Origin of the sequence: Marinithermus hydrothermalis DSM 14884 (assembly GCF_000195335.1) — a bacterium.
GTDB lineage: Bacteria > Deinococcota > Deinococci > Deinococcales > Marinithermaceae > Marinithermus > Marinithermus hydrothermalis.
The window spans coordinates 645,069-659,586 of record NC_015387.1 but is presented as its reverse complement, the minus strand read 5'-3'; the positions used below and the strand labels follow the sequence as shown (position 1 = coordinate 659,586).

Sequence of the window (14,518 nt, the reverse complement as noted above, 5' to 3'; positions counted from 1 at the left end):
CCGGTTACTTCAGGAAGCTGATCCGCTGCTGGAGCTGCTGGACCGTTTCATCCAAGGAGAGCTCGCCGTCCACGTAGCGCCGCACCAGCTCGGCCATCACGCGGGTACCGTAGAGTTTGCCGATCAGCTCGCCGCGCCCCTTCGAGAAGGCCCAGCGCTTGCCTTGGTCCAGCCCCTCGACGATGGTTTGGATCACCTCGGGCGGGTAGAACTGGGAGAGGGGAGCTTTGCGGTCCACACCAACCGGGAGGTCGGCCCAGGCCTCCACGAAGCGGGTGGGGTCGTCCGGCGTGCCGCGCCGCACCGGGAAGAAGCCCTCAGGCGCGAAGGAGAGCCAGTCGAGGTATCCCTCGCTCAGGAGGTACTCGACCCACCGCTGCGCGGCTTCCGTGTCGGCATCCACGGTGATGCTGAGGTAGGTGACGCTCGCCCAACCGGCCCCCTCGGGGTTCGAAGGCCCGGCGATCTTACCGATCACGCCGGTGCGTTTGGCGAGCTCGGGGCTCGTGGGGTCGTCAAACGCGGTCACCGGCACGGCATCCCGCAGCCCCGCGAGCTCGTCCAGAATAAATGGCGACCAAACGATCATCGCGGCCCGGCCCGCCAGGTACAGCTCGCGCGACTGCTGCCAGTAGAGGTTCCCCTCCGGGCTGGCCTCCACGAGCTTCTTGTAGAACTCGAGCACCTCGCGCGTCTTCTCGTTGTCGAGGGTGATGTTGCCCTCTTCGTCCACCAATTCCACCCCGTTCGCGAGGAAGAAGTGCTCGAGGACCTGCATCATATAGTCGTTGGAGACGTCCGTGGCCGCTACGAAACCGAACATCTCCGGCGGGTTGTGCAGGACCTCGATCGCCTTCAGGATGCGGTCGAAGGTGGTGGGCGGCTCAAGGCCGTGCTGCTCGAAGAGGTCCTTGCGGTAAAGCAACAGCTGCGTCCACCCGCTGATCGGCACCGCCGCGGTGTTGCCGCGGAAGGCGGCGAGCTCGAGCGCACCGGGTGCGAAGGTCTCACGCCCCAGCCGCTCGATGACCTCGGTCGCCGCCTCGGTATCGAGGATCCCGGCGTCCGCCCAGCCGATCACCTGGCTAAGGGGGGTGAGGATCACGTCGGGCAGGTCCCCCGCGGAGAAGGCCGCGGTCACGCGGGGACCAAGGTCGCTCTCCTCGACCGGGACCAACCGGACCTTGATGCCGGTCTCGGCCTCGAAGTTCGCAACAATCTCCTCCTGCTTGGCCATGCGCTCAGGCTGGACCTCGGTGGTCCAGAACACGATCTCCTGCTGGGCTAGCGCCAGTCCTCCCAACAGCCACAACAGCGCCCAGAAGCCTTTCCTCATCACAACACCTCCCTAACTCCTTACCGCTCCATTACTGACGCGCGAGGCACAAGCTCGCACGACAGCACCACGTTCGCGGGGACCGCACCGTCCAGACAGGCCAGTACCGCCTTCGCTGCCGCGCGCCCCAGCTCGTAGGCAGGCTGCCGGAGGGTTGTGAGGGGCGGGTCCAAGTAGGCGGCAAAGACCAGATCGTCAAACCCCACGACGCTGACCTCTTCCGGCACCCGCACCCCAGCCTCTCGAAGGGCCTTGTAGGCCCCAAGCGCCATGCGGTCGTTCGCGAGGAAGACCGCGGTGAATCCTGGCCGTTCCAAAAGCGCCCGCATCGCCCGGTACCCCCCGAGCTCGCTGAAGTCTCCCGAAACCACGGGGCCTTCGGCGAGTCCCGCCTCGCGCAGGGCGCGCCGGTACCCGGCGTACCGTTCCTGCCCCGCGCGGCGCGGCCCCCGCACGTGAGCAATCCGGGTGTGTCCCCGTGCGATCAGATACCGGGTGGCGGCGTACGCCGCGCCTTCGTTATCCACGGTGACGGCAGGAGCTCCCGCGCCTCCCCCCTCCCGCTCGACCAGGACCACCGGAGGTAAGGCCGCCCCAAGCGCCCGTAAGGCAGAGCCGTCGAGGCTCGAGCCGATCAGGACTACCGCGTCCACCTTGCGGGCACCGAGGTCGCGGAGCATGCGCGCTTCCCGGTCGGGATCGCGGGCGCTGGTCCCGGTGATGTAGGTGTACCCCGCGGCCTCCAGGGCATCCCCCACGCCGCGCAGCATGCGCCCATACAAGGGGCCGGCCGCGTCGGGAATGATGACCCCCACCGCGCGGCTCGTGCCGGTGGCCAGGCTGCGGGCTAGGGTGTTCGGAAGGTACCCGAGCCGGTCCATCGCCTCGAGGACGCGCCGGCGGGTCTCGGGGGCGACCCGGCCGCTGTTGAGGACGCGGGAAACGGTCGCGACCGAGACCCCGGCCTCCTGGGCCACCTCGTAGATCGTGACGTTGCGCTTGTCCATGCGGGCTCCGTCCCGAAGGCCGTGAAAGCGCTTACACGAAAAACGCCGCTCCAGCCCTCTTCCAACCGAACCTGTCAGCGATTACACTTATCTGTAAGGTACCCAATGTACCAGGCCCCTGTCAACCGACCCCACCCCAACCCCCAGGAGGTGACCGAATGCGCCAACACCTCACGCAGTCCCTCCACACCGCTCTCGAGGCCACCCACCCCTACCGCCTCACCCAGGCCCACCTTCCCCCGTCCGCCCACGGCCGCACCGCTCTCCTTGCGGTCGGGAAGGCTGCGCTCCCTATGCTCGCCGCGGCGGAAGATCACTACGGCCCCACCCTTACCGGTTTCGGCGTGACCCGCGACGGGCACGGTGGCCCCACGCGCTACCTTCCCCTCTACGAAGCGGGGCACCCCACCCCCGACGCGCGCAGCCTCAACGCCGCCAACAAAGCCCTCGAGCTCGCCGGACGCCTCTCCCCTAGCGATCACCTCATTCTCCTCGTCTCCGGCGGGGGCAGCGCCCTCCTCGCCGCACCTTGGGGCGTTAGCCTCGAGGAAAAACAAGCCCTGACCCAGGCCCTCCTCGCCTCGGGCGCCACCATCCAAGAGATCAACGCGGTACGCAAGCACCTCTCCCGCATCAAAGGCGGCCGCTTGGCCCAGGCTACCCCGGCCCACGTCACCGCCCTGCTCCTCTCCGATGTGCCCGGGGACGACCCCAGCGTGATCGCCTCGGGCCCCACCGTCCCCGACCCCAGCACCTTCCAAGAAGCCCTCGCGGTCCTCGACCGTTACGGGCTCGACTTCCCCAGCGCGCGCCGGCACCTCGAGCGCGGGGCGCGGGGAGCGCTCGAGGAGACCCCCAAGCCCGGGGATCCGCTCTTCGAACGGGTCGAAAACCGGCTCATCGGCACCAATCAAGACTTCCTCGAGGCAGCCCGGACCTACTGGGAAGGTGTGGGGTACCGCACCCTGATCCTCTCCGACCGCTTCCAGGGGGAGGCGCGGGAGCTCGCCCGGTTCCACGCCGCGCTCGTCCAGTCCATTCGCGCCCACCACACCCCCGTCCCCCCGCCCGTTGTCCTGCTCTCGGGCGGGGAGGCCTCCGTCACGGTGCGCGGGAGCGGCCGGGGCGGCCGCAACCAGGAATTCCTGTTGTGGCTGGCCCATTTCCTGGACGAGGCGGGGGTGTGGGGGATCGCGGCGGACACCGACGGCCTGGACGGGAACACCGAGGCCGCAGGGGCCCTCCTCACCCCCCATACCCTCGCCCGGGCTCGCGCCGCAGGGCTTTCGGTACGGGATCACCTCGAGCGTAACGACGCCCACGGGTTCTTTGCCGCGCTAGGGGACCTGGTGGTCACCGGTCCCACGCAGAACAACCTGAACGACTACCGCGCACTGGTGGTAGTCTGAAGGTACTGCCGGAGCGTTTGAGGGAAGGAGCCTATGAAACCACGGCGTCTGCTCGTCGGCCTTATCTTGAGCGGTTACCTGATCGGCTTTCTGGCTTTATCCCGTGAACCGTGGATCGCAACCGGGCTTTTGGGGCTGGGGGGCGCGTTGCTCTGGGCTGTCTACCGCCCGTATCCCCGGGCTTGGGGAACCGTCGCCCTCCTCGGTGGCCTTGCCCTCCTCGTACTGTACCTCACACCGCCCCCCCCACCCGTCCTGGCCGGAATCGGCCTCCTCGCATGCACGCTGGGGGCCTTGAGCCTCGCCCTACCCCTCCAGGCGGAGACCTCCCTGGAGCGCTGCTGGACGCGTCTGGTACAGGAAGCTGAGCTTAAAGGCTTCCCGATCGCCCTCGCGATCTTCCACACCCCCCGGTCCTTGCGCGCCCGGGAGGAGAGGCTGCTGCGCCGCCACCTCCGTCGTCGCGACCTCCTCCTCCCCCTCCAGGCCGGGTTCGCCGTCCTCCTGTGGAAAGCGGACACCTACGGCTCCGCGGTCGTCGCCGAAAAGCTCCGACACCTGATCGCGGAGCACCTTGGGATACCCGCCTGGGCCGGCATCGCGGTCTACCCCGACCACGGCCACAGCCTGGACGCGCTCTGGACTCAGGCGGAAACCGCCCTGAACGCCGCCCGGAAGCACCCCACCCCCACCGTGCAGCTCGTCCTGCCCCCCAGCATCCACGAGGTCCTCCACGCCCTCCAACCCGACTGGCTCGAGCTGCAGCGTGCCGCCGAGACCGAACACGCTCCTCTCGCGCTCCTTTACCTCCCCACCCAGCGCGCCCCGCAGCCCCTCGAGGTTCAGCTCGCCAGGAAAGAGCTCCGCCCCAAGGACCGGGTCGCCGCCACGGCCGAAGGCTTCCTCATCCTCCTCTGGAAGGCCGATGCGCACGGTGCGCGCGTCGTCGCGCAAACCCTCCAAAACGCCCTCGGACCCACCCTGCCCCTCGCGGCCCCGCCGCGCTACGCGGTCTTCCCGCAAGACGGCACCTCCCTCCCCAGCCTCTGGCAAAACGCTCACTCCGCGTAGCGCGCTTCAGCTGGCCTTCAGCTCGAGGCGTTACCCTCCGAGCTGGAGGTGCACAATGAACCCGTACAGCACCCGAGCGCTGCTCGGCGCGATCGCTGGCCTCACCCTCGCGGGCTGCGGGAGCGTGATGCCTACCGCCTCCCCCTCCGCAACCCTCGTGCTCGCCGGGGTCGTCCAAGGACCGCCCGACGCGCTCACGCTAGGCGGGCGTGTCCTCGACCTAAGCGCCGCCACGATCACGCTGAACGGCGAGCCCGCCGCGCCCACGACCGTCGCGCCCGGCGTCGTGGTCGCGGGCACGGGCACCCTCAGCGGCCCCCGCGTCAACGTCACGCACATCGAGGTCCGCTTTCGGGCCAAAGGTGCGATCGATCAGGTCGATCCTGAAGCGGGGTTCGTGGATGTCCTCGGTCTTAGGGCGCGCGTGACGCCCGCGACCCGCATCGTCCGGGAGGAACCCACCGGAGGCGAGACTGCCCTTACGCTGGCCGATCTCAGCCCCGGGGACTTCGTGACGGCCTTCGGTCCCCCGATCCCAAACGACCCCGACGGGGCGATCCTCGCCACCCGCATCGAGCACCACCCCGAGGACCAGGCCGAGCACCCCAACCGCGCCGAGCTGCGCCTCGCGATCCGGGACCTGGACCCCCTCGCCCGAACCTTCACCTACGGCCTCGGCGTGTACACGGCGGCCTTCGGGCATGCTGAACGGGTGCGGGGCCCGCTCGCGAACGGGGGGTTCGTGCGGGCTCGAGGTCAGCGCACCGCGCGCTGGGACCCGAACGACCCCTTCAGCCGTGGGGAGATCCAGTTGGAACGGGTGCGGGCCCTGGAAACCCCAACGCGCACCGCGGGGGCGGCGGTGGAGCTCAGCGGCCTCGTGCACGCCCTCGACGCGGTTCACGGAACCTTCCGGCTGCTCGACTTCCTCGTGGACTTTTCTCAGGCCGAGGTTAAAGGCGTCTTGACGGAAGGCGCGTTCGTAGAGGTCGAGGGCACCCTCGCGGACGACGGGGTCACGGTACACGCCCGCGAGGTGGAGGTGGAGGACGAACGGGAAGCGGTGGAGCTCGAGCTTGAAGGTCCCCTTACGGGGTTCAACTCCGTGGCCCGCACCTTCCAGGTGGCCGGGATCCCCGTGGAAACCACGGCCTTTACCGCGTACGCGCTCGAGGACCAAAGGATCCCGGCCGACGCGTTCTGGGGTGCGGACCGGACGGGGATGGCAGTCAAGGTCAAAGGCGCGTTCCGCAACGGGGTGCTGCTGGCGGAGGAGGTCGAGCTGGAGTAAGGGCTAGAGGTACCCGGCCCGGCGGAGCTCCTCCTCAACCACCGCGAGCACCTTGGGGTACGCGCCTTCCAGGGTCTCCCCCTCCAAGGTCGCGCCGGCGGCGGGCACGTGCCCGCCGCCCCCGAGCCTCGTGGCGATGTTCTGCGCGGACACCCCACCCCGGCTGCGAATGGAGAGTTTCACGTGGTCCCCGCGGTCCTTGAAGAGGATCGCCACTACGCTGCCCTCGGCGTAGCGGATCGCGCCTACGAAGTCGTCGGAGTCCTCCTCCGTCGCGCCGGCCTCCTGGGCCATCTCGGGCGTGACGTGCGCGGTTACCAGGAGCCCGCCGAAGTGGAACTGGACGGTCGAAAGCACGCGCCCCATCAGCTTGAAGTACTGGGGGGGCCGCCACTGGAGCCGGTCGGTGATCTCCGCGAGCTTCACGCCGTACCCCACGAGTTCCGCCGCAGTCTGGAGCACCTCGGGCGTGGTGTTCGAGAAACGGAAGTTGCCGGTGTCGGTGATCAAGCCGACCAGGACCGGCGTGGCGACCTCCGGCGTCCAAGCCACGCCCAGCAGATCGATCAGGTCCTTCACGATCTGGGCGGTCGCGGCCTTCGTGGGGTCCACCACCGACAGGTGCCCAAAGCGCGGGTTCGTGCCGTGGTGATCCAGGTTGATGACGAACCCCTCCACCGGCACGCCGGCCACCCGGGCCACGTCCGCCGAGTCGAGCACCACGAGCGTCGCGCCCTCCGGTAGGCGCTCGAGGGGCTCGTGGTACTCGGACTCCTCCACCAAAAACCGCAAAAAGCGCGGGGGTTCCGCGACCCACAGGACCTCTTTCCCCATCGCGCGGAGCGCGCGGGCCAGCCCCAAGGAGGAACCGATCGCGTCCCCGTCCGGGTCCACGTGGCTCGCCACCACGATCGGGCCCTCCACCAGCTTCAAGGTCTCGGCCACCAACCGGAGCTTCTCCCAATAGCGCGGTTCAGGTTGGTTCAGCGTTGCGTCCATCCCTACTACTATAGGCCCCTCACCCCACGCACGAAGGCGCCCCCTGCACCAAGCGCTATAATCCCAGGGGATGGATCGCGTCCTGCCCCCCACCCCTTCGCTCTCGGGCACCCTGCGCGTGCCCGGCGACAAGTCCGTCACGCACCGCGCCTTGATGCTCGCCGCGCTCGCGGAGGGCACCAGCCGCATCCTCCACCCCCTAAAAGCCGGGGATACGCGCTCCACCGCCCGGGTGCTCGCCGCGCTGGGGGCCGAGATCGTGGAGGAAGGCCCGCACTACCGCGTGCGGGGCGTGGGCCTTCACGGTCTGCGCGAGGCTGCGGACGTGCTGGACTGCGGCAACGCCGGGACCCTGATCCGGCTCGTGAGCGGGGTGCTGGCCGGCCAGGACTTCTTCAGCGTCCTCACCGGGGACGCCTCGCTCCGCGCCCGGCCCATGGACCGGGTGGTCGTGCCCTTGCGGCAGATGGGGGCCCGAATCGACGGGCGCGACGGCGGCCGTCGCGCCCCCCTCGCCCTCCGCGGCGGGCGCCTCAAGGGAATCCGCTACTCCCTGCCTGTGGCGAGCGCCCAGGTGAAAAGCGCCCTGCTCCTCGCGGGCCTCTTCGCCGAGGGCGAAACCGAGGTGGAGGAACCCGCCCCGACCCGGGACCATACCGAGCGCCTCTTCCGGCATTACGGGCTGCCCCTCGAGGTCGAGGGCCGCCGCGTGCGCACGCACATCGCCGCGCCGTACCCGGCCAAGGACCTCGTGGTGCCCGGCGACTTCTCCAGCGCAGCCTTCTTCATCGTCGCCGCCCTCATCACCCCTGAAAGCGAGGTCACGATCGACGGCGTGGGCCTGAACCCCACGCGCACCGGGTTGCTCCAGGTCCTGACGGAGATGGGGGCGGACCTCGAGTGGCGGGTCACCGAGGGACAGGACGGCGAACCCGTGGGCTGGGTGCGCGCGCGCTCCTCCCGGCTGCGCGGCGTGCGGGTGGACCCCGAGTTGATCCCGCGTATGGTGGACGAGGTGCCGGTCCTGGCCGCGGCCGCCGCGTGGGCCGAGGGCACGACGCACATCCCGAACCTGGCGGAGCTCCGCGTCAAGGAGTCGGACCGCGTGCAGGCGATCGCGCACAACCTCGAGAACCTCGGGGTGCGGGTCGCGGCGGGCGCGGACTGGCTCGAGATCCAGGGGGGCGGGGTGCGCCCCGGCGTGGTGGAGCCCATGCACGACCACCGGATCGCCATGGCCTTCGCGGTCTGCGGCCTTCCGGTCGGCGTGACGGTGAAGGACGCGGAGTGGGCTGAGATCTCCTTCCCCGACTTCTGGAACACCCTGGAGGGACTCGCGTGTCGCTGATCATCACCATCGACGGTCCTTCAGCCTCTGGAAAGACCAGCGTGGCCCGCCGGGTCGCCGCGGCCCTCGGCGTGCCCTTCGTCTCCTCCGGCCTCCTGTACCGCGGCATCGCCTACCAGGTGCTGCGCTACCACACCTCCCCCACGGACGCGCGGGCCGTGCTCGATCTTCTCCGCGCTCATCCCGTGCGGCTCGAGCCGCGCCCGGAAGGCAACCGGGTGCTCGCGAACGGCGAGGACGTGACCGCACAGCTGCACACCAGCGCCGTGGACGCGGTGGTCTCCACCGTGGCGCGCCACCCGGAGGTGCGCGCTTACGTCAAGGCCCGGCTGGCTGAGCTCGAGCCGCCTTTCGTGGTGGAGGGCCGGGACATGGGAAGCGCGGTGTTTCCCGGGGCGCGCTTCAAGTTCTACCTGACGGCCAGCCCCCGGGTGCGCGCCCAGCGGCGCGCCCGCGAGCGCGGCGAGGACGTGGCGGCCATCGAGGCGGCTCTTCGGGCCAGGGATGAGGCGGACAAGGCCCAAAGCCAGCCTGCGCCGGACGCGGTGTGGATCGACACCTCCGCGATGGACCTCGAGGAGGTGGTCCGTGCCGTCCTGGAGCGGGTTCGGACCTATGGTTGACATCATGCACCCCTTCGTATAACATTTCACTAGGATGGCGTGGCTCGCGAAAAAACTGAGCGCCGGGGGGTAGGTAGCCTACCCAGGCTTCCCCATCCCCCGGCCCGCTCAGTTCGCGGGCCGGCCTTCTTTTTAAGGAGGTGCAGCGATGGAGGTGCAAGATGACAAACCCACGGTCCCTCGGCAGCTGGGCGATCATCGACTCAACCCTGCGCGAGGGCGAGCAGTTCGAACGCGCCCACTTCAGCACCGGCGACAAGGTCGAGATCGCCCGAGCCCTTGACGCGTTCGGCATCGAGTACATCGAGGTCACCACGCCCGTCGCCTCCCCCCAGTCGGCCCGCGACGCCAAGGTCCTGGCCAACCTGAACCTCAAGGCCAAGGTCATCACCCACATCCAGTGCCGTAAAGAAGCAGCCTGGGCCGCCCTCGAGACCGGCGTGCAGGGGATCGACCTCCTCTTCGGCACCTCCAAGTACCTGCGGGCCGCCCACGGACGGGACATCCCCCGCATCATCGAGGAAGCCCTCGAGGTCATCGAACTCATCCGCGAGCAAGCCCCCGAGGTCGAGGTGCGGTTCTCCGCCGAGGACACCTTCCGCTCGGACGAGCACGACCTCCTCACGGTCTACCGCAGCGTCGCCCCGTACGTGAACCGCGTGGGCCTCGCGGACACCGTGGGCGTCGCCACCCCCCGCCAGGTGTACGCCCTGGTGCGCGAGGTCCGGCGGGCGGTCGGCCCGGAGGTGGACATCGAGTTCCACGGGCACAACGACACCGGGTGCGCCGTGGCCAACGCGTACGAGGCCCTCGAGGCCGGCGCTACGCACGTGGACACCAGCATCCTCGGGATCGGGGAACGCAACGGGATCACGCCCCTCGGGGGGTTTCTTGCGCGGATGTATACCCTTCAGCCCGAGTACGTGGCCGGGAAGTACCGGCTGGAGATGCTCCCGGAGCTGGACCGCATGATCGCCCGAATGACCGGGATCCAGATCCCCTTCAACAACTACATCACAGGCGAGAGCGCCTTCAGTCACAAGGCAGGGATGCACCTCAAGGCCATCTACCTCAACCCCCAGGCCTACGAGGCCTACCCCCCGGAGGCCTTCGGGCTTTCCCGCAAGCTCATCATCGGCAGCCGCCTCACGGGTCGCGCCGCGATCAAAAAGCGCGCGGAGGAGCTTGGCCTTTCCTTTGGGGAGGAGGAACTCCAGCGCATCACGCACCGGATCAAGGCCCTGGCGGACCAGGGCACGCTCACGCTGGAGGAGCTGGACCGGATCCTCAGGGAGTGGGTGCTGGCATGAACGGACTGACCCTCGCGGAAAAGATCCTTTCCCAACGCGCTCGTCGCGAGGTGCGCGCGGGGGAGCTCGTGGTAGTCGAGGTGGACCAGGTCATGGTGGTGGACTCGATCGCCCCCACCGTCATCCAACGCCTGGCCGAGCTGGGCCACCCCCCCAAGCACCCTGAGCGCGTCTCGCTAGTGATCGACCACGTCGCGCCCGCCGCGAACGTCACCGTGGCCGAAGCGCAGCAGAAGGCCCGCGCCTGGGCGCGGGCGGCAGGGGTCCGGGTCTTCGACGTGGGGCGCGGGATCTGCCACCAGGTCCTGGTGGAGGAAGGGCTGGCCCAACCCGGCTGGATCGTGCTGGGCTCGGACTCGCACTCCACCACCTACGGCGCGGTGGGCGCGTTCGGCACCGGGATGGGCGCCACCGACATTGCCCTGGCCATCGCGAGCGGCCAGACCTGGTTGCGGGTGCCCGAGTCCATCAAGCTCACCCTCCGCGGCCCCCTGCCCCCCGGGGTCAGCGCCAAGGACGCGGCCCTGGAGATGGTGCGCCGCCTCACCGCCGAAGGCGCCACGTACATGGCGGTGGAGATCCACCTCACGGACGGGGCCGAAGCCCTGGGGCGCGGCGCGCGCATGACCCTCGCCAACCTCACGGTCGAGGCCGGCGCGAAAGCCGGGATCGTGGTGCCCTCCGGCGAAATCCTCGAGCAGTACGCGGTGCCCGAGTGGCTCTACCCGGACCCCGACGCGGTGTACGCCCGTGAGGTGGAGATCGATCTTAGCACCCTCACCCCCCGGGTCTCGGTCCCGTTCTTCGTGGATAACGTGCACGAGGTGCAGGCGGTACAAGGCAAGAAGGTGGACGTGGTCTTCGTGGGCACCTGCACCAACGGCCGCCTCGAGGACCTGCACGCGGTGGCCGAGGTCCTCCGGGGCCGCCGGGTCGCGCCGGGGGTGCGTATGCTGGTGATCCCGGCGAGCAGCCAGGTCCTCGAGGAAGCCGCGAAAGACGGCACCCTCCTCACGCTGATCCAGGCTGGGGCCACGATCGGCACGCCCGGATGCGGGCCCTGCATGGGGCGGCACCTGGGGGTGCTCGCACCAGGCGAGGTCTGCGTCTCCACCTCAAACCGCAACTTCAAGGGACGCATGGGCGCACCCGACGCCGAGATCTACCTCGCAAGCCCCCGGGTGGCCGCGGCGAGCGCGGTCGCGGGGTACATCACCCTTCCGGAAGCGCTGGAGGCCAACGATGCCTAGGGTATGGAAGTTCGGCGACCACATCAACACGGACGACATCCTCCCCGGGAAGTACGCGCCCTTCATGGTGGGCGAGGACCGGTTCCACACCTACGCCTTCGCCCACCTCCGGCCCGGGTTCGCCCAGGCCTTCCGGCCGGGAGACGTGCTCGTGGCGGGGCGCAACCTGGGGCTCGGCTCGAGCCGCGAGTACGCCCCGGAAGCCTTGAAGCGGCTCGGGCTCAAGGCCATCATCGCTAAAAGCTACGCCCGCATCTTCTACCGCAACCTGGTGAACCTGGGGATCATCCCCTTTGAATCGGAGGAGGTGGTAGACGCGCTAGAGGACGGAGACGAGGTCGAACTCGAGATCGCCAGCGGCACGCTCCGGCACGGGGGCCGGACCTACCGGCTCACCCCCCCACCCGCGTTTCTGCTCGAGGCGCTCGAGGCGGGCTCCCTGCTCGAGTACTACAAACGCCGCGGGCGCTTTCCGGGCGGGTAAAGTGAGGATGGGAGGGTCCTTATGGAAGCCGGTTCCCGTGAACTCGAGTGCCCGGTGTGCGGCGAGATACTGGCGCTGGAAGAGGACGTGCTTGAGGTGTTGAACGAAGGCGACTTGCTGGAGTGCGAGGCGTGCAGCGCGGTCGTGGAGGTGATGAGCCTGGACCCGCTCGAGATCATGGTGGTCGAGGGCGGACACGGGTTCTTCGTGGACTGTCCGCGCTGCGAAGCAGCGATCGAAGTGGAGGAGGAAGGGCCGGTGGTCTGTCCCGAGTGCGGCTTCACCTTCCGGCCCGACTGGTCCGACGTGGAAGAGGAGGAGGAGTGATGACCCAGACGGTAGAGTGCCTGGAGTGCGGCAACGCGATCACGGTAGAGAACCCCGAGCTCGGCGAGCTCTTGGTCTGCGACAGCTGCGGCGCGGAGCTGGAGGTTGTGGAGCTCGACCCCCTGCGGCTCGAGCCCGCGCCCGAGGAGGCGGAGGACTGGGGGGAGTAGCCCCGTGCTCGCCATCCTCTACGACCGCATCCGCACCGACGAGCGGCTGCTCTTCGAGGCCGCTGAGCGCCTGGGGGTCCCGTACCGGAAGATCTACCTGCCGCGGCTTAGGATGACCCTGGACGCGCGCCCCCCCGAGCTCGAGGGCGTCACGGTCGTGGTGGAACGCGCGGTGAGCCAGTCCCGGGGCCTCGCCGCGAGCCGGTACCTCCAGGCCCTCGGCATCCCGGTGGTGAACCGCCCCGAGGTGATCGAGGTCTGCGGGGACAAGTGGGCCACGAGCTGCGCCCTCGCCGCCGCAGGCGTGCCCCAACCCCGCACGGCGCTCACCCTAGAGGCCGAAACCACCCTCGAGGTCCTCGAGGCGTGGGGGTACCCCGTGGTGATGAAGCCCGTGGTGGGCTCGTGGGGGCGCATGGTGGCCCGCGTCAACGACCGCGACGCGGCCGAGGCCCTCCTGGAGCACAAGGCCTTCATGGGGTACCAGCACCAGCTCCACTACCTCCAAGAGTACGTGGAGAAACCCGGCCGGGACATCCGGGCCTTCGTCGTGGGCGACCGCACCATCGCCGCGATCTACCGCAGCGCGCCGCACTGGATCACGAACACCGCCCGCGGCGGGACGGCCTCGAACTGCCCCGTCACCCCCGAACTGGACCGGCTCGCGGTCAAGGCCGCCCAAGCCGTAGGGGGCGGGGTGGTCGCGGTGGACCTCTTCGAGACCCCCAACGGGCTCGTGGTGAACGAGGTCAACCACACCATGGAGTTCAAGAACTCGGTGGACACCACCGGCGTGGACATTCCCCGAAAGATCCTCGAGTACGCCCTAGCGCTACGGGAGGCAGCGTGAGCGAGATTAAAACCGTCACCATCGTGGGGGCCTCGGGGTACGCCGGAGGGGAGTTCCTCCGGCTGGCCCTACAGCACCCGTACCTCGAGGTCCAGCAGGTCACGAGCCGCACCTACGCGGGGCAGCCCGTGCACTTCGTGCACCCGAACCTCCGCGGCGCCACGAACCTGAAGTTCACGACACCGGAAGCCCTCGAGCCCACGGACGTGCTCGTCCTGGCCCTGCCGCACGGGGTCGCAGCGCGGGAGTTCGAGCGCTACCAGGGCCTCGCCCCCTTGATCATCGACCTCTCCGCGGACTTTCGCTTGAAGGACCTGGGGCTCTACGAGCGGTTCTACGGCGCGCCACACCCCCGGCCCGATCTCCTGGAGCGCTTCGCGTACGCGAACCCCGAGATCAACCGCGCGGAGATCCTGGCCAAGCCGTACCTGGCCGGGGCGGGGTGCACCGCGACCGCGACGCTGCTCGGCCTGTACCCCCTGTTCGCGGAAGGGGTGCTGCTGCCCAAGCCGGTCTTCGTCACCGTCCTGGTCGGCTCCTCCGCCGCGGGCGCCCAGGCCACGCCGGCCTCGCACCACCCCGAACGCGCGGGGTCCCTACGGGTCTATAAGGCGACCGGGCACCGCCACACCGCGGAGGTGCTCGAGTACCTGCCCGGCCGGCCCGAAGTGCACCTCACCGCCATCGCCAGCGAGCGGGTGCGGGGCATCCTCATGACCGCGCAGGCCTTCCTCCCCGACGGGTACTCCGAGCGGGACGTGTGGGCCGCGTACCGCGCCGTCTACGGTGAGGCCCCCTTCATCCGGATCGTCAAGCAGAAAAAAGGCGTGCACCGCTACCCGGACCCCAAGGTCCTCGAAGGCACGAACTACTGCGACATCGGGTTCGAGCTCGAGCCGGACACGGGCCGGCTCGTGGTGATCAGCGCCCTGGACAACCTGGTCAAGGGCACGGCCGGGCACGCCCTACAGGCCCTGAACCTCAAGCTCGGCTGGCCTGAGACGCTAGGCCTGACGTACACGGGGCTGCACCCGTGACGGCGG

Annotated in this window: 15 protein-coding genes; 12 read left to right on the top strand and 3 right to left on the bottom strand. The window is 69.3% G+C overall.

Annotated elements, in window-relative coordinates:
• Positions 1-4: 4 nt before the first annotated feature.
• Complete coding sequence (locus MARKY_RS03470; RefSeq protein WP_013703483.1) at positions 5-1,336, bottom strand: ABC transporter substrate-binding protein; 1,332 nt, start codon at positions 1,334-1,336, stop codon at positions 5-7.
• A 20-nt stretch (positions 1,337-1,356) separates the two neighbouring features.
• Positions 1,357-2,343: a LacI family DNA-binding transcriptional regulator gene (locus tag MARKY_RS03465; protein ID WP_013703482.1), complete on the bottom strand. Its 987-nt coding sequence runs from the start codon at positions 2,341-2,343 to the stop codon at positions 1,357-1,359.
• Positions 2,344-2,501: 158 nt separating this feature from the next.
• Here MARKY_RS03465 and MARKY_RS03460 point away from each other — a divergent pair, with 158 nt between their 5' ends.
• Genes MARKY_RS03460 through MARKY_RS03450 form a run of 3 tightly spaced genes read left to right on the top strand, consistent with a single transcriptional unit; the run spans position 2,502 to position 6,114 of the window.
• Positions 2,502-3,752, top strand: coding sequence for a glycerate kinase type-2 family protein (locus MARKY_RS03460; protein WP_013703481.1), 1,251 nt, complete (start codon positions 2,502-2,504; stop codon positions 3,750-3,752).
• A 33-nt stretch (positions 3,753-3,785) separates the two neighbouring features.
• Positions 3,786-4,823 (top strand): diguanylate cyclase, encoded by a 1,038-nt coding sequence (locus MARKY_RS03455; RefSeq protein WP_013703480.1) that lies wholly within the window; start codon positions 3,786-3,788, stop codon positions 4,821-4,823.
• 55 nt (positions 4,824-4,878) lie between these two features.
• Entirely contained in the window at positions 4,879-6,114 is a 1,236-nt protein-coding gene (locus tag MARKY_RS03450; RefSeq protein ID WP_013703479.1) for a DUF5666 domain-containing protein, read from the top strand.
• A 3-nt stretch (positions 6,115-6,117) separates the two neighbouring features.
• Here the strand turns inward: MARKY_RS03450 and MARKY_RS03445 are convergent, their stop codons facing one another.
• A complete protein-coding gene (locus MARKY_RS03445) occupies positions 6,118-7,113 on the bottom strand; it encodes a DHH family phosphoesterase (RefSeq protein WP_013703478.1) in 996 nt (331 codons plus the stop codon).
• Between the two features lie 70 nt (positions 7,114-7,183).
• Between MARKY_RS03445 and aroA the strand changes: the two genes are divergently transcribed.
• The 9 genes from aroA (at position 7,184) to argC (ending at position 14,512) form a co-directional block, all read left to right on the top strand.
• On the top strand, positions 7,184-8,461 hold the full coding sequence (aroA, locus tag MARKY_RS03440) for a 3-phosphoshikimate 1-carboxyvinyltransferase (protein WP_013703477.1): 1,278 nt from the start codon (positions 7,184-7,186) through the stop codon (positions 8,459-8,461).
• Complete coding sequence (gene cmk, locus MARKY_RS03435; protein WP_013703476.1) at positions 8,452-9,084, top strand: (d)CMP kinase; 633 nt, start codon at positions 8,452-8,454, stop codon at positions 9,082-9,084. Before aroA ends, cmk begins: the two co-directional genes overlap by 10 nt.
• Before the next feature lie 161 nt (positions 9,085-9,245).
• Positions 9,246-10,394 carry a homocitrate synthase gene (gene lysS / locus MARKY_RS03430; RefSeq protein ID WP_013703475.1) on the top strand — a complete coding sequence of 383 codons (1,149 nt, stop codon included), beginning with the start codon at positions 9,246-9,248 and terminating at the stop codon, positions 10,392-10,394.
• On the top strand, positions 10,391-11,644 hold the full coding sequence (locus tag MARKY_RS03425; protein ID WP_013703474.1) for a 3-isopropylmalate dehydratase large subunit: 1,254 nt from the start codon (positions 10,391-10,393) through the stop codon (positions 11,642-11,644). Before lysS ends, MARKY_RS03425 begins: the two co-directional genes overlap by 4 nt.
• Positions 11,637-12,128 carry a LeuD/DmdB family oxidoreductase small subunit gene (locus MARKY_RS03420; RefSeq protein ID WP_013703473.1) on the top strand — a complete coding sequence of 164 codons (492 nt, stop codon included), beginning with the start codon at positions 11,637-11,639 and terminating at the stop codon, positions 12,126-12,128. The genes MARKY_RS03425 and MARKY_RS03420 overlap by 8 nt, the downstream gene beginning before the upstream one ends.
• Positions 12,129-12,149: 21 nt before the next feature.
• Positions 12,150-12,455 (top strand): hypothetical protein, encoded by a 306-nt coding sequence (locus MARKY_RS03415; protein ID WP_013703472.1) that lies wholly within the window; start codon positions 12,150-12,152, stop codon positions 12,453-12,455.
• Entirely contained in the window at positions 12,455-12,625 is a 171-nt protein-coding gene (gene lysW, locus MARKY_RS03410) for a lysine biosynthesis protein LysW (protein WP_013703471.1), read from the top strand. Before MARKY_RS03415 ends, lysW begins: the two co-directional genes overlap by 1 nt.
• A 4-nt stretch (positions 12,626-12,629) precedes the next feature.
• Entirely contained in the window at positions 12,630-13,475 is an 846-nt protein-coding gene (gene lysX / locus MARKY_RS03405; protein ID WP_013703470.1) for a lysine biosynthesis protein LysX, read from the top strand.
• Positions 13,472-14,512 (top strand): N-acetyl-gamma-glutamyl-phosphate reductase, encoded by a 1,041-nt coding sequence (argC, locus tag MARKY_RS03400; protein ID WP_013703469.1) that lies wholly within the window; start codon positions 13,472-13,474, stop codon positions 14,510-14,512. Before lysX ends, argC begins: the two co-directional genes overlap by 4 nt.
• Positions 14,513-14,518 lie beyond the last annotated feature (6 nt).